This window comes from Gilliamella sp. N-G2, from assembly GCF_002142215.1.
Classification (GTDB): Bacteria; Pseudomonadota; Gammaproteobacteria; order Enterobacterales; family Orbaceae; genus Gilliamella.
The window spans coordinates 1-23,605 of record NZ_NAST01000009.1; the positions used below are offsets into that span (position 1 = coordinate 1).

Below are 23,605 nucleotides of genomic sequence, written 5' to 3' on the forward strand. Positions count from 1 at the left end.
ATTTTATTCTATCCAGAAATTATCTAAACCGAAATGGCTTCTTATTTTCTTATATCTAGCTGTGGTACCTTGTACTTATGGTTTAAGTAGTTTTACAGTCAATGTTATTCAAGGAAATAGCCCTAAGGTTGATAATGTAAGATTAGCAGCAGACAATCATGGTTTTACAGTAAATAAGGTATTTTATAGTGAGTCAACAGGAAATATAAAAGAAGATGAAATAAAAGAGTTTGATGGCAATTTAACGTTAAATGACTTTGTTATAAAACAATTAAATTATCAATCACTGGATAATCAAAAGAATTATCAAGATGACGATGGAGATAATATCGATCCAGTTCAACCATTCTTGACGACAACCACCACTTGGCAGTGGCTTGATGCGAATGGTGTTAAAATTTCCGATAAGGAGCAAAATAATATAATTGGTTGTGGGAGTGGTTATCCAATGCCACTAAGGTTAGAGATACTTAATCAAATACAAGCCATTTCACAATATGGAATACCAAGGAAAAGTGGGTTAGTAACATTAAAGAAAGCGTATAAAATTGCAGTAAAACCGCAAATTTGTTATGCCAAACCTAACTCAACTATTATATCACCAGAAATGCAATGGTTAACCAATAACCAAAATAATGATTTTAGTTTTGATAACGATAAAAATTGGTGGAATATGAAACAATATTCTGTACCTCATGTAAGTAATGGTGGAGGATATACTAGTGATTATGTACCTGATTATGGATATAAGGTTACTAATACTTTAACTGGGAAATTATTTCCAACTAGTGGATTCAAAGGGGCGCAATTTCAATTGCTAATGAGTGGCGCACAATCCGATTATACTTTTAGTGTTCCTGTTAATCCTGGCGGAAAAGTAACAATTGATAAATATGGTAATATACTTTTAAATGATAAACCATCGGGAAAAGTTACGGTTAGAGCAACATATAAGAAAAACACTTCAATTAAACTTGACTATAGTTTTGATCCAAGAAGTAATTGGGTTATACCTTATGATTGGGCATATAATTGGTGGAATGCGTCTGGTTATTGTAAGTTACTAACTCGAGCAGAATTTACCAATTCTCCAAGAAATAAAGCGCCACAAAATTGGTTATATGTATATAACGCATTTACTCGAGCAATTGATGGTTCAATATTAGGTGAATGGGGACCAATAAACAAAAAAAATTATCCTCAATCAAATTGGGCAGATCAATTATATTGGACTTCAGAATATTGGGGTTCTCTTTCTGGAGAAAACTCAGCTCATTTTAGGATAGGTTTATATCTTGGCGACGTCGGAGTTGGAGTGGATACAAATGGACATTATGTTGCTTGTAAAGGATGATTTATTAAAAGGTTTTAGAGTTTATTAATTTAATAAAATTGGATATTAAAATAACACAATAATATGAATGAAATTATTATTTAAGTAATTGACAAAAGTTCTAATACGGAAGGTTGTGTTAAATAGTTTTTTATTTGAAATATCAAAGTATAGCGATAAATATTGGTAATAAAATATAAATTGAAAGATGTTATGTGTGAAAAACAAAAAGTTAATAGGAAAAAATTTATTTATAAAACATGATATCTTGTAGGATATGTTTATGTTGTTCGCAAGCGCACAGCGCTCGCGGACAGCACTATTAGTGCCGGCGAAGTAGCGCAAAGCGATACACCGCCGAGAAAAATATGATTAAAAAACAGACATGCTTATAGAAGAAAAATTAATTATATCCCAACGACGTAATTATTTAAGTTTAATTGAAGAAGGTATCTTTTTAAGAGCTTATAATCAATCAGCGTACATTTTAACTCAATATTATTATAACGATTTAAAAGTTATGAACAATATGATTAAAAAACTTAATAATAGGAAGATAGTTTTTTGTGCGTTTCCTAAAAAACAAATTATGAAGAGATTAAGTAATGTATATAAAACAGAATGGGGTTATGAATTAAGAGGAGATTTTGATTTATCTAATTATAAGAATTGGTTTCAGCATAAATTAAGTCTAAAGTCAGACTTTCCAAATAAGAAAAATATCAAAACGCAAAATTTTAATCAAGATTCTAATCATCTTGAGAAAAGAGAAATAATATTTAAGCAAAAATTAAATAAATCTATGAATAATAATTTATTAAACTCGGTACCTCATAATATTCAATTAACCCAACAACAATTAAATTTTTTAAAAAATTGGCAAAAAGGAAAATGTTTGCCAATTATTATGGAAAATTTTATAGAAAGTATTAGACAACAGTTATGGGAATATTAATAAGTTCTATAATAATAAATAACTGATTGAAAATATAATAAGATATCTGTGTAGGAGTGTAAGTTCCAACAATGCGTAAATATGCAAGACATCGAAACTAACTATTTAAATTAAATCAGAAACAAATTAGTGATATAAAAATTTGAGGAACGGGGTTCTTGCTACCCCGTTTTAGTTTTTTATATAGTCTACACTATACTAATCATTAAAATTTCATGCTGGCGCTGACGATAGCGTGGAATTTAGCAGCAGGAATAGATTCGTAAGCTGTGGTATAGTTTTTGTTTAAGATATTATTTAGATCTAACCCAATATGGTACTGGCGATCAGCACCAAACGATGTGGTAGTTGATAAGTTCAATGTGGACCATCCACTGTAGTGGTAAACGGCTGAATCACTGCGTTGTGTGGCTTTGGTAGCAAATCGCATAAATAGGTCAGAATCAATATCAAATTTTTCAAAGTACGCAGTATGTTTTATCCCAGCGTTGCCTGTAAAGCGGGGGTTACCGCTGTCACGCGTTTTGTAGCTTTCGGTTTCGATTTTACGGCTTAAGTAGTTACCTTTGAGATAAGGGTTTACCGGTAGATCGAGATATTCAAGACTTAATTCTAAACCATGGGTCTTGGCTTTGTTGGCATTACCATAGTAAGTAATGTTACGCCCTGATGCTCCATCGCAAATTGCAGAGCCATTACAATTCATTTGTGTGATGTAATCTTTTGCATCTGAATAATAGATAGCACCATCAACTAACCATTTGTTGTTATTATAACGTAAACCAATTTCGTAATTATTCGATTTTTCAGCTTTTAGATGAGAGTTCCCATAGATGGTTTGTGAAGCCGCCGAGGTGACTGCATAAAGATGAGCAAGAGTTGGATAAACATATCCTTGTGCAAAAGAGGCTCTTAATTGAGTGTTTTCAATGCCTGAGTAAGTTAATCCTGACGATACTACAAAGTTATTGTCATGATCTTTCTTTTTACCATCAATTTTATGGTTAGAGGTCGCTGAACCCATAGCCGGGATTTTGTTAATAGTGGTATGACCATTTTTTAATTTTGATTCGACCCAATATTGTCGAGCACCTAAATTCCAAGAAATATCATCGGTGATGTTCCAATCATTTTGACCAAATAGTGCGATGCTGGATTGTTGCCATTTATTGGTTAAGTATTTGTGTTGAGTATAGCTTGCTCTTGGTGAAGGCATTTTTGTTATAACAACATTGTGCGAGTCTTGATCGACATTATCTTGTTGATATTGTATACCGGTAATGAGCTTCATATCTCTACGTGGTTCAATATCGGATTGGAATGTCATACCATAGGTTTTTTGTTCATCATTGGTAGCCGTATTGGTGGTTACTTTCATAACTGGGGCCGGTGATACTACAACATGGTTTCTAAATTCACGATTTAGTTTTTGGGCGTAAGCATCATAATGAAGTTTTTTTAACAAGTCGCCATCGACATCATAATCATAAAAGAATCCGATTTTTTCGCGTTTTAGTTCAGGTATTTTTACCCAAAACTCTTTCACTTCCGGTGAGTTGTCGTCTTTGTCAGTGTAGGTTTTGGTATTAAGTTTGTAGCGATCGAGTGATAGACCAAGTTTGTGTTTATCAAGATTGAGTCCAAACCATGAACTTAAGCTGTTATTATCAAAATCAGTATCATGTAGTTTGCCTTGATAAGCTTTGCGATCATTATTTTCAGAGTAAGTACCACTAATACGGTAATCAAATATCCCATCGATGGTGCCATTAACTGTGCCCATTTCAGTAAAGCCATCGGTTGACTGGTTATAGACTAATTTTGCATCACCGTTAAGTGGTTTTCCATCTTTACTCCCTTTACGTGTAATAAAATTAACCACACCGCCAATAGCTTGTGAACCAAATAGTACAGAGTGAGGTCCTTTAATGACTTCTATGCGCTCAACAGATTCCATGTCAATTAATACTCCAGCACTCGAACCATGTCCTGAACGATGGTAAGTAACTTCTTGTCCGTCAATCAACATCAATATACGTGAAGGGGCTTCACCACGAATCATAATCTGTTTGCGTCCAGCTAATGCGTTATCAGTAATTTCAACACCAGGAATATCACGTAATGCTTCAACGACCGAGTCGCCATTGAGTTTTTCAATTTCATCGCGATTGACAGCGTTAACGGATACCGAACTATCCCATACGCTTTTTTTGTTACGGTCTGCAGTAACGATAATGGTATCTTGTGGATTGCTTTTTCGTTCTTCCGCCGAAATATCTGTACAAAAACAGATGGTTAATATTGCTATATAGTAGTTTGCTTTAAGGTTTTTTTTTGCCATAATGGTTCTTTATCTTAACTTTTTTAGGAATTAATAATTATATACAAATGATAATCATTATTATTTAAAGTGTAAATAATTAAATTAGTTCGAATTCTGATAATGTTGAGAGTGGCTTATTTTTTAACCGCTTCACATTTTTAAACACAAAATCATATGAATAGCGGATTTTTTATTTGTGATTATTCGTAACAAATTTTACAATAAATACTAAATATTTAAGTTAGGTTATATAAAATGTCTATTGCTGTAGTAGAAGTTAATCGTAAATCAATTTTACATAATATTGAATTTTTTAAACAAAAATCGCCTAGTAGTTCTTTAATGGCTGTAGTTAAAGCGAATGCTTATGGTCATGGTATGGAAGGCGTTGCTCAGTTATTGGATGATAAAGTTGATTGTTTTGGTGTTGCCCGTATTTCTGAAGCAGTAGGTTTACGTCGAGTTGGTATTCGTAGTCCTATTGTACTTTTGGAAGGTTTTTTTCCGCACGATGATATTAATGATTTGCTTGATTTTAATTTACAACCTGTTATCCATTCAAGTTGGCAAATTGACGTTTTAAATACGATTCCTTTTCCCAATGAAATCGTTGTTTGGTTTAAGATCGATACCGGTATGCATCGTTTAGGTTTTCATTCTGATGAGGCCGTTGGCGAGTTTAATCGCTTAACGAATTGTAAAGCAATTCGTCATCCGATCAATATTCTTAGCCATTTTAGCAGCGCTGATGAGTTAAATTCTTCACAAACCAAGACTCAAATGGCCATCTTTGATGAATTTGCTCGTTCGGTTGATAGTTGTCAGCAATCGATTGCGGCCTCAGGCGGTATTCTTGCTTGGCCTGATTCCCATCGTGATATGATTCGTATTGGTATTGCGTTGTATGGGGTCTCACCTTTTGATGAAGCGATCACTGATATACAACCAGCGATGACGCTTAAATCTGAATTAATTGCTGTGCGTAAGCATGGAAAAGGACAAGCGGTTGGTTATGGTCAAACTTGGAGAAGTGAATGTGATACAATATTAGGGGTTGTCGCGATGGGATATGGTGATGGTTATCCGCGTGGTATTCCTAATAAAACCCCTGTTTATATTAATGGCCGACTTGTACCCATTGTCGGTCGAGTTTCTATGGATATGATTGTGGTCGATTTAGGCCTACGTTGCCAAGACAAACCAGGAGATGAAGTCATTTTTTGGGGTAAGGAGTTGCCTGTAGAACAAATTGCTAAGCACACAGGTATCAGTGCTTATGAGTTATTAACGCGCTTAACTTCACGCGCAAAAATTCGTTATAAAGATTAAGTTATGATTAAAAAAATTTTTTTGTACACGTTGCTAACGGTGATTCTTATCACTGTTGGTTCGTTAGCTATTGGTTATTATTATTTACAACAATTTTCTAAGCAACATATGAATATCACGGCTGATAATCAGATGTTTGTGTTGAAAAAAGGTACTTCTTTGCATCAATTAGTTATGCAAGTTAAGGAGGGTGATTTAATGCAACAATCTTATTTGTTACCTTACTTGTATAAACTTGATCCTTCTTTAAGTTCCATTAAAGCTGGGACGTATCAATTACATCCTCATATGACTGTTGAAGAGTTTATAAAGTTGTTGGTGTCGGGAAAGGAGAGTAGTTTTTATGTGCAATTTGTTGAAGGTAAGCGAGCTAAGGATTGGTTGAATGTGCTGAGTAATACTCCTTATATTCAACAAACATTAACCGGAAAGTCACATGATGAAATTGCTCAGATGTTAGGTATTGAAGGTGGAAAGCTAGAAGGTTGGTTGTCACCAGATACTTATCAATATACGGCAGATAGTTTAGATATTAATCTCCTAAAGCGTGCTTATATGACGATGAAGAGTAACCTGCAAAAAGTTTGGGATAATCGTGATAAAGATCTGCCTTATAAGACCCCGTATGAATTACTGATTATTGCTTCAATTATTGAAAAAGAGACTGGTGTGAGTTCAGAGCGAGCTAACGTTGCTTCGGTTTTTGTCAATCGTTTAAAAGCAAATATGAAGTTGCAAACCGATCCAACGATTATCTATGGTTTAGGCGATAATTATACCGGAACAATTAGACGAACTGATTTGACTGATACTAATAATCCTTATAATACTTATGTGATTGAAGGGCTACCACCTACGCCAATTGCTATGCCAAGTTTAGCTTCGCTTGAAGCAGCGGCGCATCCGGCTAAAACAAATTATCTATTTTTTGTAGCTAATGGCATGGGAGGGCATACGTTTAGTAGTACCTATAGTAATCATCAACAAGCGGTTAATGAATACCGCCGTATGACTAATTAATCTTCCTATTTTCAGCCACTAATGTGGCTGACCTACCTTTTTATTTTTGCTATTAAGTTATTGCTTGCTCAATCGACAATTCATCTAGTTGTTTAATTAATGTTAATAATTTATTTATTTCAATTTCTTGAACTTCTTTAAATGCCTCTTCAAAATAAGGATGCAGAGCAAATTTTGGTATTTCACATTTGGCATCGATCAATGCTTGTATACGTGGAATAAAGATCCATTGAAACCATTCATGAGGTTGCATAGTGTCGAGTGCAAATGGCTGCTCACTTAAAAAGGCTTCCGCAGCTGGTGGAGATGGTTGCCATAAATTAAGATGATGTAGTTCATGTTTAATTGAGTTAATTTGGTTAATTATGGCATTAATTTGGGTTTGTTGGTTAACCAATGTTTGATAATAGTGCCAATTAAAATAGGGACCCGGATCGGTTTTACGACCTGGGGCAATATCACTATGTCCAGTTATATTTTTGATTGGATAGGTTTGTTGTAATACTATGGTGACGTTGGTAAGTTGTTGGTATTGGGCATCGGTAAAGTTATCAGTATCACAACCTTCCATTTCAATGCCAATTGAAAAGTCGTTGCAATTTTCTTTACCTTCAAATACTGAATTACCAGCATGCCAAGCGCGTTTGTCAAATGGTACAAATTGAATAATTTCACCATCGCGTCTTATAAACAGATGACTTGATACTTGCAATTGGTGGATTTCCGCAAAATAAGGGTGCCCGTTTGGATCTAGTTTGCCAGTAAAGAGTTGTTCCACATAAGGGCCACCATATTGGTTTGGCGGTAGGCTTATGTTATGAATAACTAATAATGAGATAGGTTGACTAGCTGGCCTATCGTTATAGTAAGGTGATTTGATCTGTTTGACATTTTTAATCCAACCATCAATGATATTTAAAGGTGAACTTTTTAAAGGCATGGCAACTCCAATACGTTTAGTGTTTTTGAGATCTTGTTCACAACGTTGATTAATACAATGTTGATTATGATAATCAATTTGTATTTTAACTTCCAAATTTTCTATCTGGTTATTATTTCACTTCTTCAGTTTGCTATAAAGTCATTCTATCTAACATTTAATTAATCGTTCGGGAATTTCATGGACAGACAATCTGGATTTACACTATTTGAGTTAATGATCGCCATTGTGGTGATTGCTATTTTAACCGCTATTGGTTTGCCCGCTTACCAAGGCTATGTCAAAAAGGCCGCTTTAACTGATATGCTTCAATTAATGACCGCATATAAGACAGCTATTGAAATTTGTGTTGCTGAACAAGGTGCATTAAATAAATGTAGTAGTGGAGAGAATGGTGTGCCGTCCACAAGATCGACTAACTATGTGACATCAATCTCGGTTACTAATGGAGTGATTACTATCGTTGGAAAAAGTGCGTTATCGAGTTTAACCACAACATTAACACCAAAGTTGAACTCATCGTTAGGTAATTTAGATTGGTCACGTACTTGTGTAAGTAGTCCTGTTGATAACAGTTTAAATGCTGTTTGCGAAGATATTTTTAAATTTTAATGATTTTAAATTCAAATAATAAATGTGATGATTATGCAAGAAGCCCAATTAGTAGAAAGTCTCAATAAACTGTTGCTATCAGCATTGGAAAAGCGTGCTTCCGATATCCATTTCGAACCTTATCATCAATACTATCGAATTCGCATGCGAATTGATGGCGTTTTACAAAATATACTAATGCCGCCACCAAGTCTTGCTAAGCAAATAGCTGCTAGGTTGAAGATTATGGCTAATTTAAATATTGCTGAACATCGTTTACCACAAGATGGCCAATTGGTGATAAATAACTATGCCATGCGCATCGCTACTTTACCTGTGATCAACGGTGAAAAGATTGTATTACGGGTCATGGATAATCATGAATCAGAGATGACCATTAATGATTTAGGATTAACTGAACAAGATTTAATTACATTTAAACAGATATTGGATTATCCGCAAGGATTGATTTTAGTTACTGGGCCAACCGGCAGTGGTAAAACCATGACATTGTATAGTGCTTTAAAACGATTAAACAAAGCTGAACGTAATATTTGTAGTGTTGAAGATCCGATCGAAATTCCTTTAGATGGAGTCAATCAAACCGCGATTAATTTTAAAGCTGGTCTGACATTTTCGGTCATACTGCGCTCCTTGTTACGCCAAGATCCGGATGTGATGATGATAGGGGAAATTCGTGATCACGAAACCGCTGAAATCGCTATTCAAGCAGCACAAACTGGGCATTTGGTGTTGTCAACTTTACACACTAATTCTAGTGGTGAAGCGATTGTTCGATTAAATCAGATGGGTATCAAAAATTATCTTTTATCATCTAGTTTAAAATTGGTTATTGCTCAACGTTTAGTGCGTAAACTTTGCCAAAATTGTAAAGTGGTTGCTAGTGAACTGGTTTTAATAGGTAACCAACCTTCGCCACATTATATTTCTATGGGATGTGAAAAGTGTGTTGGTGGTTATTTAGGGAGAGTTGGTTTATATGAACTTTTAATCATCACGCCAGACGTGCAACAGCAGATTCTAACCAATCAACCCATCTTATCTAAGAATAGAGTCACCCTAATGCAAGCGGGCTATCAATTAGTGCAGCAGGGCGTTACTACGTTGGCTGAATTAAATCGAGTTTTAGGTGAGGTAATTATTGGGTAATTGTAAATGAAGCGACTATATTTTTGGTATGACATTAATTTTCAGCAAAATAAGATTATTGCTACATCTAAGCAAGATGTGAAAAAACAGCTATTATCGCAAGGGCAAGTTGCGATTAAAATTTGTGTCGGTAATATCATTACCAATAAGAGTTTTAAGCCTAGTGATTTGTTAATTATCACTAAACAGTTAGCCACCATGTTAAAGGCGGGTTTATCGATCATTGATAGTTTGAGATTACTCATTGATGATCAACCCAAGCCACAATGGCAATATTTGTTGGCAAATATTAGTCAACAGATAGTCAAAGGTGAATCGTTATCGATAGTTTTACAACATCATCATTCAGTATTTCCGGCACTTTACTGTGAAATTATCGCCATCGGTGAATTAACAGGCCAATTAGATCACAGCTTTGAACAGTTAACTTTACATCTTGAAAAATCATTGGAATTGCAAAAACAGATTAAAAAGGCAATGAGCTATCCGCTCTTTCTATTATCAGTATCAGTGCTAGTTATTATGGTAATGATGTTTATTGTGTTGCCAAAATTCTCCGACATTTATCAGAGCTTTGATGCTCAGTTACCTTATTTTACTCAACTAGTGATAGACTTTGCGAATGGCATTCAACAAAATGGATTAATTGTATTATTAGCACTAATGATTGGTTATTTTATATTTCTGTATTTCTTAAAAAAACGTTATCAGTTATCAATCGATCGGTTAAAATTAAGGTTGCCATTATTTGGACAACTTATTCAGTCGCAGTGTTTAATGCAAATCTTTCATACTTTAGCGATCACTCAGCAAGCTGGTATTCCATTACTGAAAGGACTAATTGCTTCAGCAAATATTACAGGAAATGATTACTATCGTGACATTATCAGAAAAATGATTAACGGTATTGAGCAAGGTAATGCGTTTAGTCAGATGTTATCGTCCTATTTTCCTAAGTTATGTGTGCAATTGGTTCATGTTGGTGAGGAGTCAGGTTCGTTGGATGTGATGCTTAATAATTTATCTCAATACTATCAACAACAAAATCAAACCTTAACAGATAATTTAGTAAAATCATTTGAGCCATTACTGATGTCATTTTTAGCTTTGATCATTGGCGGATTAGTTATTGCAATGTATTTACCAATATTTCAAATGGGAGATGTGATTCATTAATGGCTGTAATGGTTTTTTTTGTTGGTCTTGCAGTAGGTAGTTTTGTACAAGTTGCTTATTCGCGTTATTTTCCTTCGCAATCTTTATTTGCTTATTTAGTGGCTATTAGTATTCCTCGCTCTAAGTGCAAGAATTGTCATCACCAACTTTATACTTGGCATTTGATTCCGATATTGTCATGGATGATGTTAGGGAGACGTTGCTATTTTTGTCAGCGTAAAATTACTTTTCATCATCTATTTTTTGAACTGTCAATAGCAGGTTTATTTTTATTGATTTACTTGGACAAAGGACTCACTTTTCAAAGTGGTTTATTAATGTTACTTGCTGCTTGTTTTTTGGTTTTAGCATTGATTGATTTTCACTATTTTTTACTGCCTGATTTTTTTACTCAATCGTTGATGTGGGGGGGATTGATAATGGCTTATTTTAATCTATGTTCCTTAACCATCAATGATTCCTTAACGGGTATTTTTTATGGCTATTTGATGCTTAAATTACCCGCCATCTGCTATTTTTTCCTAACTAAACGAGTTGGCTTAGGTGATGGTGATATTAAACTTGCTGCGGCTTTGGGGGCATGGGTACCTTGTCAATTTATACCGATATTGCTAATTATGGCGTCATTATTAGGAATATTCTATTTTATTTTGGCAAAATGCAGAACCTCAATGCATATTGCTTTTGGCCCTTTTTTATTATTATCCGGCTATATAATACTCTATTGGTTTAGATTTTGATTTTTAATTGATTGATTTATAAATCATTATCTTTTTGATTTCTTATTAATTTACCGTATTAATTTGCTTATAACTAAAAAGGATAACGTTAGGAAAATTAGTTATTTTTACTCAGTTTCAATCAGGATTATAGTACTAATAAAATCTTTCAGATTTATTATTAAATGTAAGGAATAATTAATGACTAGTACTACCGCAAAAAGTATTGCAGCATTAAAAGATGAGATGATTGAGTGGCGTCATCATATCCATGCTCACCCAGAAACCGCATTTGAAGAAAAACTGACTACTGAGTATATTATTGAAAAGCTAAAATCGTTTGGAATTACCGAACTCTATACCGATTTTGCACCAACTGGTGTGGTAGGGGTGATCCAAGGTAAGAATAAAGGCCGTACGATTGGTTTACGTTCGGATATAGATGCCTTGGATATAGTTGAGGAAAATAAAATCGATTACTGTTCGAAAATTCCCGGAAAAATGCATGCATGCGGACATGATGGTCATACGGCAACATTATTGGGTGCGGCAAAATATTTAAGTGCTAATCGTGATTTTTCGGGTACGGTAGTTGTAATTTTCCAACCTGCTGAAGAGAACGAAGGTGGTGGTAGAGTGATGGTGGAAAATGGTCTATTTGAAAAATTTCCGATCGAAGCTGTTTACGGTATGCATAATCAACCTAATTTAGAATTAAATCATTTTTTGATTAATCATGGTCCAGTAATGGCATCTTATGATGTTTTTGAAATCAAAATCACAGGTGTTGGTGCACATGCGGCTGCACCGCATTTAGGTAAAGATACCATTTTAACTGCCACTCATATTGTGAATAATTTGCAGACTATTGTTAGCCGTAATTTAAATCCAACAGATTCACTGGTGGTTAGTGTGACACAAATTCATAGTGGTGACACTTGGAATGTGCTTCCTCAACATGCGGTGATTCGTGGTACAGTTAGGGCGTTAAGTACTGAAGATCAATATTTGGCAGAAGAACGAATCAAACATATTTCAATCGGAACAGCCTTGACTTTTTGCACCAAAGCTGAAGTCGATTATCAACGTCGTTATCCAGCAACAATCAATCATACTAAACAAGCTGATATTGCTATTAAAGTTGCACAAAAAATTGTGGGTAACGATAAAGTTATTATTGATTCACCACCAACTATGGGATCAGAAGATTTTGCTTTTATGTTACAAAAAGTACCTGGCGTTTATATTAAAATAGGGGCTGGAAAGGGGACTAACGTTCATAATCCGTCATATAACTTTAATGATGAAATTCTCACGACTGGGGTTGAATATTTTGTCGAAATCGTTAATCAAGAATTAGGAAATTAAGCAATAAAAAAATCAGGGATAATTTTATAATTATTCCTGATTAATGAATGTAATTTATTAATTAAAATTCAATATGCTATCTGGTTGATTTTTTACTCTGAATTTTGTTTCGATATCAATTCCGTTAGCTAATACCACTTGTGCATAAATTGCATCATTTTGATCAAGTTTTAATGCAGCTAATACTTGACCTCCTTCACGCCAGTTGCCTTCAAGTTCATATTCAAGCTTATCACCAATTATAGGAAGTGTTTTACTATGACCATTGAGTAAATAAAGCCCACGATTATTTGCACCACGAAATTGTGCTCTCGCTACCATTTCTTGTCCACAATAACAGCCTTTATTGAAACTAATAGCATTATAATGTTGTAAATTACATGCTTGGGGTAATAAACTTTCAATATTTGGTTTATCAATAATGGCATATCCTGCTTCCAAATCAGATTTTAACCAATAACTGGAAGGTTGTAAGTTATTAGGCAAAGATTCAGATGATACTTTTATCACTCGCATTTCGGGTAATGGTATTTTGATGTAAGTAATATTGTTTATTGTTAAACACGTTTTACCAATTAAGTCTAAAATAATAGATTGTTCAATATCACCACACTCTAAACCTACAAGATTTAAATCTAAAACTGGTTCAATTATTACTTTAGAGAAAACAGAATATTTTTTAAGGGCTGAAATTTGCTTCTCGGCAACACTTTTACGTAATATATAAAATATATCCTTATCTCTTTGGAATAAAATTAAATTACTCCACATTCGTCCTTTGGGATCACAATGAGCTGCAAATAATGCAGTATGTTCATTAAGTTGATTAATATCATTAGTAATCTGACCTTGCATAAAAGTACGATTATCAATACCTGAAACCTTGACTAATTGCCAGTCAGATAAGGAAATTGGTTTACAATAAGAATTGTTCATTAAAAATACCTGTTAAGAATAAAGAACTCTTGTACAAAATGACTAGCATAAATCACGTATAAAAGAGCAACAAGGAATATCTAATAATTTAAAATAAATCAAATAAAAATCCATGATTTATCATAAACTAAAGATTAACATAATTGCATTAAAATAGATTAATTGGAGATTTACAAGTTATTTCTTTCAAAAATGAGGCCTAGAATCCAAAATTAAGAAGTGTATAACTTATATTGTTGACTTAATTGATTTTCTGTATTAGTTCATGCAAAATGGAACTAATAATGACAAATTAGTTATAAATGGAGGCAACAACCATGGCAAAACTGTCAGGCGCAGAAATGGTCATTCAATCCTTGATTGACCAAGGAGTTAAGCAAATTTTTGGTTACCCAGGGGGCAGTGTTCTTGATATTTATGATGCAATGCATACTTTAGGTGGAATTGAGCATATTTTGGTGCGTCACGAACAAGCTGCCGTGCATATGGCTGATGGTTATGCCCGAGCAACAGGTGATGTCGGCGTGGTTTTAGTTACTTCCGGTCCGGGTGCAACCAATACCATTACGGGAATTGCCACAGCTTATATGGATTCTGTACCATTAGTTATTTTGTCAGGTCAAGTTGCTAGTAATTTAATTGGTAATGATGCCTTCCAAGAGTGTGATATGGTTGGCATCTCTCGACCGATTGTTAAGCATAGTTTTCTTATAAAAGACAGCAAAGATATCCCTGAAACGATTAAAAAAGCGTTTTATATTGCATCAACTGGTCGGCCGGGCCCGGTCGTGATTGATTTGCCGAAAGATATCGTTAATCCGGCAAATAAATATAACTATAATTATCCAAAATCCGTAACAATGCGATCTTACAACCCGACTATTCAAGGGCATAAAGGGCAAATCAAAAAAGCATTGACTACATTGTTGTCGGCTAAAAAACCGGTTCTCTATATTGGTGGCGGGGTAATTAGTGCCAATGCCAGTCAGGTAGTTAAATCTTTAGCGGATAAATTAAATTTGCCAGTTACAACAACCTTAATGGGAATCAGCGCCTTTCCTGGAACCGATAAAAAGTATTTAGGTATGATTGGTATGCATGGTGTCTATGAAGCCAATATGACCATGCATAATGCCGACGTGATTTTTGCCGTTGGTGCTCGCTTTGATGATAGAACCACTAATAATGTGGAAAAATATTGCCCTAAGGCCAAAATTATTCATATTGATATCGATCCAACCTCAATTTCGAAAACGGTATCAGCCGCTATTCCGGTGGTAGGCGATGCGAAAAAAGTACTTGAAACTATGTTATCGCAACTTGATGAACTTAATGTTGATCGTGATTTAGATGCGATAATCGATTGGTGGAAGCAGATCGATCATTGGCGTGCGCGTAAATGTTTAGCATATAGTCATGAAGGCAAAAGTATTAAACCACAAGAAGCGATTGAAGTTTTATATAAGCTGACTAAGGGGGATGCTTATATTGCAACTGATGTTGGTCAACATCAAATGTTTACTGCGCTCTATTATCCCTTTGACAAACCTCGTCACTTTATTACTTCTGGCGGTCTGGGTACGATGGGCTTTGGCTTACCTGCAGCTTTGGGAGTTAAGCTTGCGTTTCCTAAAAAGCATGTAGTATGTGTGACCGGTGACGGTAGTATTCAGATGAATATTCAAGAGCTTTCAACGGCCTTGCAATATGGCTTACCGGTGATTGTTTTAAATCTTAACAACCGATTTTTAGGTATGGTTAAACAGTGGCAAGATATGATTTATGCCGGTCGTCATTCGTCATCTTATATGGAGTCATTACCTGATTTTGCTAAAATTGCCGAAGCATATGGTCATGTAGGCATGAGGATTGATAAGCGTGAAGATCTTGAACCAAAACTTAAAGAAGCTCTTTCAATAAAAAATCGTTTAGTTTTTATTGATGTCATGACCGATGCTACCGAACATGTATATCCAATGCAAATTCGTGGCGGAGCAATGAATGAAATGTGGTTAAGTAAAACGGAGAGAACCTAATGCGTTATATATTATCAATTTTAACTGAAAACGAACCAGGCGCATTGTCACGAATTATTGGTTTATTTTCACAACGTGGGTTTAATATCGAATCCATTACTACCGCACAAACCGAAGATCCAACCATGAGTCGCATGACGATTCAAACTTCAGGTGATGAACATGTTTTAGAACAGATCCAAAAACAGTTACATAAACTAGTTAATGTTTATCGCGTTAACGATTTAACCGAAGGTCCACATGTTGAGCGTGAGATTATGTTAGTCAGAGTTGCTGCTAAAACAGCTGATGCCCGAGATGAAGTTAAACGTTGTGCCGATATTTTTAGAGGTTCGATTGTTGATGTGACAGCAACTCACTATATTGTTCAAATGTCAGGTACCAGTGAAAAATTAGAGTCATTCTTATCTTCAATTCGTGAAACTTGCAATATAGTAGAAATTGTCCGTTCAGGGATCATCGGTTTATCTCGCAGCGAAAAAACGGTTAAATAAATAATCTTCTAAATAAAACAAAAGGCGCATTAAGCGCCTTTTTTATAAATCTATAATAACATTAAATAAATTTTGAAAAAATATTGGATAAATATCAAACAAATGATATAGTTGTCCGTTTTTTAACATTCGCGCGCGGTAATATAGGGAAATAAAGAATGTTGGATGCATTATTTTGGATTGTGATGATATTTAATGTCTTCTCCGGTGTAATTGTGTTTGCCTTTATACTCATTTTCATTTTTGGTTACTTTTCTGTTAGACATGATCGCAAAAATCGTAATAAAAATAAGAAAAAAATAAAAGATTTTATTGCAAATCGTGAGTCATATAGAGATTTAACTAATGAAGAATTAAAACTATTAGAACCTTTCACAAGCCATAAAATATCTGTTCGACCTTATGAACTCCAACCATTAATTGATTGCAAAGTATCGGTAATAAAAGGAGCTTGTATTCGAAGAAAAGTAATCACCGAAGACAACAAAAGGTGTTATTACTATGAAATCGATAATATTGATCTTTTCTTTCCGTATGATTTAGATATGTATCTTTCAAAGTATAATGTTGTTGAAGTCGTTTTTACGGACACATATGCATATGTAGTTAATGTCAACAATTGTGGTATTCAGTTTGCTTTCGACAATTATGATCCTAATAGAATAAAAACGACTGATGTTCCAAAATCAGAGGCAGCTCCTAAGAACGCCGATTTCACTTCAGTAAATAATGACGTAAAAGTTGATTATAAAACTTTGTCTACACGTGAAGAAACACCATTGGAATTAAAATCTCGCAATCTAAGCAACTATGGCATATTAACTTCATTTTGTTTATTATTTGCAACTATTCTTTTTATTCGTGAATGGTTAGCTGAAAATGACCAAATATTATCTACTCTGATCAAAATTATAATATGTTTTGTTGTAGCTGTATTTTTTGCTTTGCATAAATCTAAGCTAAAATCAAAACCACAACAAGTGAAAACCATTAAGGTTAATACTTTCAATAAAAATTCTAAATCTCACACCTTAATTGTCGATCATAAAACGAATATAGGTTATCCAAAGTATTGGTCACGTTTTCTACCTGAAGTATCAAAAACAACCACCGAAATGGACATCAGAGGTAATCTTAATACATTACTGCGTTGTGGGAATATTTTATCAATTCATCGGGAAGTGCAACAATTCGGACCACCAAAATTTGTTTTTCGCAATAACGCTTTATTTTTTCTAGGGTTAATATTGGCAATCGTCTTCTATATTTTTTCTAATCCAATTAACAATAGTTTTTTAGCTTATCGATATTACAGCCATCAATTACAAAATTGGCAAATCAATGATTTAACCAGCTTAAATAATAGTGATATTAAGCGAGGGGATCTTATTAACATCTCTATCAACGGTATTTCATGTGATATTAAAGAGAGAAATAAAAATATTGACACTAAATGTCATCACTTGGCTATCAAGGATAAGCCACTGGAAAATGAAGATAATCAATTTATGCTTTTGTTTAATACTATAAACAAAGTATTTGATGAAAAATTCATTGAAGCAGTGATAGATCCAAATACGCTCCGAATGCTAGTTTATAAAGGTGAATCTTATTTAAGTTTGAAAAATATGGGACAGATGGTTATTGATATTGATAAAATTTGTAACATCCTTGAAATTGAATGTGAATCGGTTAAATATAAATTAATTGAATTATATACTAATAAAGGAAGTTATGATGAAACAGAATGGACTAAATTAGTTACTGAAGCTGAACTTAATCCAAATTTTTCAAAATCAATAGAAATATCAAAAATTAAAGAATTTATCCCTTATATTGATAAGATTAAAAAAGATATTTTATATGAATTGAAAAATGTTGTTTATAATTATCAATTTAATGGCTTAGGAGTTGAAATTGTATTAATAGAAAATAGTTATATTCAAATAGCTCAATCAGATAGTATTGAAAATGCATCTTCTAAGGAAGATTTGAAATTATCATTAGATTATTACTATAAAATTTTAACTAATGAAGCTAATGCAAATGATGCAATTAATTTGATTGGACTAGTAGGCGATATTAGCTATCGCGAAGATGGTAGCATTTCACAACTTAAGCTTAATGTTAAAGATTATTATAAGGTTGATTCAGAAAAACTATTTTCATTAACGTCGCCAGTTATTATTGATATTATTATGTTCATTATTATGGCAGCAGTAGCATTAATTAATGGGGTCACACTACTTTATAAAATTATATTTAATCAACGTCGTATTAAACTAATCACTAAATATTATTCGGATAGAGTAGTACATTACTATGGCTAGACATTAATAACGACAGGATTAAATTTTCATTTTTTGTTATAAAAATAATCAATAATTTCAGCTTGTGGAATAACAATGGATTTGTATTTAGTTTTTAAAATAGGTATTTTAATTTTTGGATTAATTAGTTGGTTTCTTTATAAAAGTGATCGTAGTATCAATAAGAACGTTTTAAATGATCATATAAGACAACGTGAACGAATAAGAGATTTAACCGATGAAGAACTAGAACTGTTACAACCCTTTCTAACTAGTAAATTAGCAGTTTATCCTTATAATTTTCAATCATCCTTGATTGATAACAAAGTATCGTATTTACTTGGTACTTGTACTCGTAAAAGTCTTTATAGCAACACAGAAGAAATCGCCTATTATTATGATGTCGATAATATTGAAATATTCTTTCCATATAATATGGATATGTATATTGATGAATCAAATATTTTTGAAGTTGTATTTACCAAACATTATGGGATCGTTATTAAAGTAAATGATTATGATATCAAAACAGCATTTGAAAATTATGATCCAAATGAGGAATATTTATTCAGAGATGTAAAGCAAACTAAATCTAAAGAAAAGATTTTTGACAATGAATTATTTGAAGAACACAATACTACTCATCGTCAAGATGGTATTAATTCTTCTGATGTTGAATCACTCAGCATTTATAATGATAGTAAAAATCTAGATAATAATCAGGCTTATTTAGAAGCATCAAAAAATTACTATAAACTCCTCTATCAACGAGAAGAAACTCAATTTGAAGCTGCTATACGTCGTAAACATAGCCTTGGTTGGTTGACATCGCTTTGCTTAATTTTAGCTACGGTTTTCTTGATACGCTCATGGTTGGGAGAAAATGATCAGATATCTATTTTAATCTTAATTTGTCTCGGCGCAGCTGCCTTTTTTGCTTGGTATAAACCTAAAGATTATTTAAACTCACAGCAAGTATCCGTCGTTAAAGCAAAAATTTATGATAAAGATCCTAACACTTGTTCCATAGAGGTAGGAAATCTCATGGTTTTAGAATATCCCAAGTATTGGTTAAATTTTATTCCTGAGACTTCAGATCTCGCGACTGAAATGGTTATCAGTAATGATAATAAAAAATTACTTCGCTATGGTCAGACTTTATCCATTAATAATGAAGTAGAGCAATTTGGACCACCAAAGCTAGTTTCAAGAAATAAGATTTTATTCGTGATTGGTGTAATTTTATCTGCTGTTCTCTATTACTTTACTGATCCAGTTAATAATGGTTATTTTGCTTATCAATATTACAGTCAACAATCTGAAAATCTGCAAATTAAAGATTTTACCACTTTAAAAAATAGTGTTATTAAGCCCGGTGACATTGTGAATATCAACATCAAAAATACATCGTGTGATGTCAATGATTTAAACGAAGAATACCAATGTCATAACTTCTTTATCAATAATGAACCAATGGCTTTAAAGGAAAATAATGTCATGGCCATTGAAGGTTCATTAAAACATATTTTTGATACGTCATTTGTTAATGACGTGGTTGATACGGAAATGTTGCGTTTTCAAAATGTACAAAGCCTATATGTTGATATGCTTAACCGCAGTTCAAATGATGGACGTTATGTTAAAAATTCATTTTCTAAAATAGCAGATATTGGTCAAATGGTAATTGATATTGATATGGTTTGTAAGATTTTACCGATTAAAGAATGTGACAATGTCAAATACAATCTGACACATTTATTTGATTCCAGTAGGAGCAAGGCAAATATTACATGGGATGATTTATTGACTGAATCTACAAAAAATCCTCGTTTTAGTGAAATAGTCGAAACTCGCAAAATGCGTAGTCTCAAACAGGCGCTTGAACCATTTAAATCAGAACTTAAAAGTGAATTAGTGAATGTTATTTCTAAATATCAATCTGACAACGGTGTAAAAATTACATTAACCAATCAAAGCTATGTTGACATGGCTCCATTAGTAATGAGTAATTCGATGAGGTTCGATGAAAATGGTTATATTAATTATTATTTTGCTATTTTAAACAACAGTATTCCTGCGAATATTAATATCGTTGGTTCAGTAAGTGATATTCTTTATCACAAGGTTGAAAATTCTGATAGACATAATCTTGAAACACAGAGTATTTCTGACCTGAAAGTGAACGCAAATCATCATTATAATTTGGACGAAAATCAACAGTTATCATCAAATTTATTGATTATTATTAATGTTATTATGTTTGTCATGACGACTTTAATCGCTATGATTAATGCTGTAAAACTAGTTCAGAAAACGATAATTAATCGAAATCGTTCTAAAGAAATCATTAAATATTATCAAGATAGGTTAATTTAGTTATTAATCTTTATTAAAAGGTTTTAATAAGAAGATATCAATAGTATGTTAGCAAATATTATCTGTTTTATCGTTATTCCAGCTCTTGCTTTCTTGGTGCTACGCATAGGTATCTTGACTCAAAAAGAACTAGATAAACTTTCCCAAAAAAAGCAAGCCGAAATTGATCCTTTTATTCGTGAAAATGCTATTCGACAGTTAACTGAAGAAGAAATTCTTCTTCTTCAACCTTATCTTGATAATGAAGATCATATTCCTCCTCCTTATCAATGGCAAAGTTCATTAATCAATTATGATGTCACGAGAATTAAAGCTTATATTGAAAAAGATTATCCTGATAAACAAAATAATAATTACTATTACAAGATGGGTTATATACGGTTATTCTTTCCTTACAATATGTCTTACCGTATTTTAGGGCTTCGTTATAGTTTTGGTAGCGAACTGCCTAACAATAAGTCTGACTATATCAATACCGTTGAAGTTGTGTTTACTAAAAGTTATGCCATTGTCGTTAAAATAAACACTTGTGAGTTATTGGAAGCAGGTCTAAATCTAACTGGTCGAAAAGAGGGGCAAATTGAAGATTATTGGCAGACCGGTAATTTGAAACCTATTGGTTTGAGTAGCGCTGAAAAGTCTAATGAAACCATTACCCAACTTCTAACAGAAGAATCAGAAAAGATACCACCTTTTGAGATTGTTAACAAAAGAGAAAAAAATCAATTTGAAACTGCAATGGAAGACCAAAGTAACTCCGGAAAATTAATGATTTTTTTGTTTGTATTAGGTGTGATGGGGTTATTGGTTTTAGAGCATTTTCAATCGCTATTGTTGGCAGTTTTCTCAATCATATGCTTTATATTAGCTATAATAGCATCGCATATAAAACGAGAAATACCTACTGAATATGTCAACCATATCAAAACGCAAAAATTGGGTATTGAATCATACTTTTATGTTAACACTCCCGAACACTGGAGAATGTTCATATCAAATAAAAGTGAAACTCCAATTGATATGGAGGTCGAAATTAATTCTCGAAAATTACTCAGTTATGGCGATTATTTATCAATAAGTGAAGAAGTGAAAAATTATGGTGCACCAAAATTTATCAAGCATAATGTTATATTGACTATTACAGGATTAATATTGGTTGTATTAATTTACTACTTTACCAATGCCGGTGAAAAATTTGATTTTAGCTATCAGCAATTAACCTCACAAACCACTACTTGGAACATTGATGATAAAACTAACTTAAAGAAAATAGCCATTAAATTTATGGATCGGATTAATCTCGATTTATCAAGTGTCTCGTGTGATATTCAAAATATGGAAAGTAAAAAAGAACATCATCTTCAATGCAATAAAATATTTGTTAATATCAATCCAATAGACAGTACAAAACTTAATCTTTTTTCTTCATGGCCTCAATCAACACGAGCGATTTATGATAGCAATATTTTAAGAATAACAAAGGATTTAGAAGTTATTGTAAAGACAGCGTTAGCCAACAAATATTTAAATCAGCGTTTAGAGAATGACTACAAATATAGGAATAATCCAAAATACAGACAATACACGAAAAACGAAAATATAGTTGAATTGATAAAAATCTATAATATTGAGACTGCTATTCTAACCTTTGATGACAGTTGTAAACATCTAAACCTTGAACCTTGTGACCAAATTAAAAACAGTCTAGCCAATTTACTGTCAGAGATAAGTGGTGTTGATTTAAACAATTGGTCTGACGTGGTGGCTTATGCCAAATCGCATTACAACATTCAAAAAATAGTAAATTTAACCTCGGCGCAAAATATTGTCCAACTAATTGCTCAATATCGAAAAAATATTCTTAAACATTTTATCTTTGATGCTAAAGAAAAAGTAGCAATGCTGCAAAATGATGAAAATAACCTTAGTTTACAATTTACTAAATTGATCCCACTCTATGATAAAAATTATAACTACAAATATAATAATGAAATTTTCAAAGAACAACTTGATTATTATAATGGTATTTTAATGGGAAATAATGCTAATTTAAAAATTACAGGTGTAGTCACTAATGTGAGTTACCATAATGGAACAGTTTCAAAACTAACGATTTCAACAGATCCTATCTATAGTATTGATAAAAATCAGCTATTTTCATTTTTATCGCCGATTTTGATCAACAATTTTGTGTTTCTATTTGTTATCTTAATTACCTTAATTAATTGTACTTTGTTTATTTGGAAAAAAGCTGCCAATCAATTACGATTTGAAAAAATCATTTCTAATTATAGTGATAAAATTTTAAGAAACCATTCAACGGTTGGAAATTAATATTAGATAGGTTATTGAAATAATAGATGTCAAATTACTAGGCGAAGTGAGTAACTTATCGATTAAACATAATTATTCAATTGTGAGCTAAGCCATATTCTGTTATACTATTTTCCCGTCTGATTCATCATATATTGCATTAGTTTTTATGGTTTAAACTTGTGTTATATTATTCAACTAAATTAATAATGGTCTG

The 23,605-nt window shown here is 33.0% G+C and carries 16 protein-coding genes and 1 pseudogene; 14 read left to right on the top strand and 3 right to left on the bottom strand.

Annotation, left to right across the window (positions count from 1 at the left end):
• Both B6C99_RS13175 and B6C99_RS05710 read left to right on the top strand, forming a co-directional pair.
• A pseudogene (locus tag B6C99_RS13175) lies at nucleotides 1-1,354 on the top strand (hypothetical protein); the annotation flags it as partial.
• 364 nt (nucleotides 1,355-1,718) lie between these two features.
• Complete coding sequence (locus B6C99_RS05710) at nucleotides 1,719-2,288, top strand: hypothetical protein (RefSeq protein WP_086358957.1); 570 nt, start codon at nucleotides 1,719-1,721, stop codon at nucleotides 2,286-2,288.
• Between the two features lie 205 nt (nucleotides 2,289-2,493).
• Here the strand turns inward: B6C99_RS05710 and B6C99_RS05715 are convergent, their stop codons facing one another.
• Complete coding sequence (locus B6C99_RS05715; RefSeq protein WP_086358958.1) at nucleotides 2,494-4,629, bottom strand: TonB-dependent siderophore receptor; 2,136 nt, start codon at nucleotides 4,627-4,629, stop codon at nucleotides 2,494-2,496.
• Between the two features lie 237 nt (nucleotides 4,630-4,866).
• Here B6C99_RS05715 and alr point away from each other — a divergent pair, with 237 nt between their 5' ends.
• Nucleotides 4,867-5,940, top strand: a complete 1,074-nt coding sequence (gene alr / locus B6C99_RS05720; RefSeq protein ID WP_086358959.1) for an alanine racemase — start codon at nucleotides 4,867-4,869, stop codon at nucleotides 5,938-5,940.
• A 3-nt stretch (nucleotides 5,941-5,943) separates the two neighbouring features.
• The gene (mltG, locus tag B6C99_RS05725; RefSeq protein WP_086358960.1) at nucleotides 5,944-6,960 is read left to right on the top strand and encodes an endolytic transglycosylase MltG; all 1,017 of its coding nucleotides are present in this window, start codon (nucleotides 5,944-5,946) and stop codon (nucleotides 6,958-6,960) included.
• Nucleotides 6,961-7,012: 52 nt separating this feature from the next.
• On the opposite strand, the gene ampD is transcribed toward mltG, so the two are convergent.
• Nucleotides 7,013-7,996 (bottom strand): 1,6-anhydro-N-acetylmuramyl-L-alanine amidase AmpD, encoded by a 984-nt coding sequence (ampD, locus tag B6C99_RS13345; protein ID WP_086358961.1) that lies wholly within the window; start codon nucleotides 7,994-7,996, stop codon nucleotides 7,013-7,015.
• Between the two features lie 84 nt (nucleotides 7,997-8,080).
• Between ampD and ppdD the strand changes: the two genes are divergently transcribed.
• The 5 genes from ppdD to B6C99_RS05755 all read left to right on the top strand — a co-directional run bounded on the left by ppdD (nucleotide 8,081) and on the right by B6C99_RS05755 (nucleotide 12,924).
• Nucleotides 8,081-8,512, top strand: a complete 432-nt coding sequence (gene ppdD / locus B6C99_RS05735) for a prepilin peptidase-dependent pilin (RefSeq protein WP_086358962.1) — start codon at nucleotides 8,081-8,083, stop codon at nucleotides 8,510-8,512.
• A gap of 33 nt (nucleotides 8,513-8,545) precedes the next feature.
• A complete protein-coding gene (locus B6C99_RS05740; protein ID WP_158092443.1) occupies nucleotides 8,546-9,661 on the top strand; it encodes an ATPase, T2SS/T4P/T4SS family in 1,116 nt (371 codons plus the stop codon).
• A gap of 6 nt (nucleotides 9,662-9,667) precedes the next feature.
• Complete coding sequence (gene hofC / locus B6C99_RS05745) at nucleotides 9,668-10,837, top strand: protein transport protein HofC (protein WP_086358964.1); 1,170 nt, start codon at nucleotides 9,668-9,670, stop codon at nucleotides 10,835-10,837.
• Complete coding sequence (locus B6C99_RS05750) at nucleotides 10,837-11,577, top strand: A24 family peptidase (protein WP_086358965.1); 741 nt, start codon at nucleotides 10,837-10,839, stop codon at nucleotides 11,575-11,577. The genes hofC and B6C99_RS05750 overlap by 1 nt, the downstream gene beginning before the upstream one ends.
• Before the next feature lie 180 nt (nucleotides 11,578-11,757).
• The gene (locus B6C99_RS05755; protein ID WP_086358966.1) at nucleotides 11,758-12,924 is read left to right on the top strand and encodes a M20 aminoacylase family protein; all 1,167 of its coding nucleotides are present in this window, start codon (nucleotides 11,758-11,760) and stop codon (nucleotides 12,922-12,924) included.
• Nucleotides 12,925-12,981: 57 nt separating this feature from the next.
• On the opposite strand, the gene ygfZ is transcribed toward B6C99_RS05755, so the two are convergent.
• Entirely contained in the window at nucleotides 12,982-13,860 is an 879-nt protein-coding gene (gene ygfZ, locus B6C99_RS05760; protein WP_086358967.1) for a tRNA-modifying protein YgfZ, read from the bottom strand.
• Between the two features lie 317 nt (nucleotides 13,861-14,177).
• Between ygfZ and ilvI the strand changes: the two genes are divergently transcribed.
• The 5 genes from ilvI (at nucleotide 14,178) to B6C99_RS05785 (ending at nucleotide 23,409) form a co-directional block, all read left to right on the top strand.
• Complete coding sequence (ilvI, locus tag B6C99_RS05765; RefSeq protein ID WP_086358968.1) at nucleotides 14,178-15,896, top strand: acetolactate synthase 3 large subunit; 1,719 nt, start codon at nucleotides 14,178-14,180, stop codon at nucleotides 15,894-15,896.
• Entirely contained in the window at nucleotides 15,896-16,390 is a 495-nt protein-coding gene (ilvN, locus tag B6C99_RS05770) for an acetolactate synthase small subunit (RefSeq protein WP_086358969.1), read from the top strand. The genes ilvI and ilvN overlap by 1 nt, the downstream gene beginning before the upstream one ends.
• A gap of 158 nt (nucleotides 16,391-16,548) precedes the next feature.
• Nucleotides 16,549-18,720, top strand: a complete 2,172-nt coding sequence (locus B6C99_RS05775) for an IgaA/UmoB family intracellular growth attenuator (protein ID WP_086358970.1) — start codon at nucleotides 16,549-16,551, stop codon at nucleotides 18,718-18,720.
• Between the two features lie 75 nt (nucleotides 18,721-18,795).
• The gene (locus tag B6C99_RS05780; RefSeq protein WP_086358971.1) at nucleotides 18,796-21,075 is read left to right on the top strand and encodes an IgaA/UmoB family intracellular growth attenuator; all 2,280 of its coding nucleotides are present in this window, start codon (nucleotides 18,796-18,798) and stop codon (nucleotides 21,073-21,075) included.
• A gap of 45 nt (nucleotides 21,076-21,120) precedes the next feature.
• The gene (locus tag B6C99_RS05785; protein ID WP_086358972.1) at nucleotides 21,121-23,409 is read left to right on the top strand and encodes an IgaA/UmoB family intracellular growth attenuator; all 2,289 of its coding nucleotides are present in this window, start codon (nucleotides 21,121-21,123) and stop codon (nucleotides 23,407-23,409) included.
• Nucleotides 23,410-23,605: the final 196 nt, after the last annotated feature.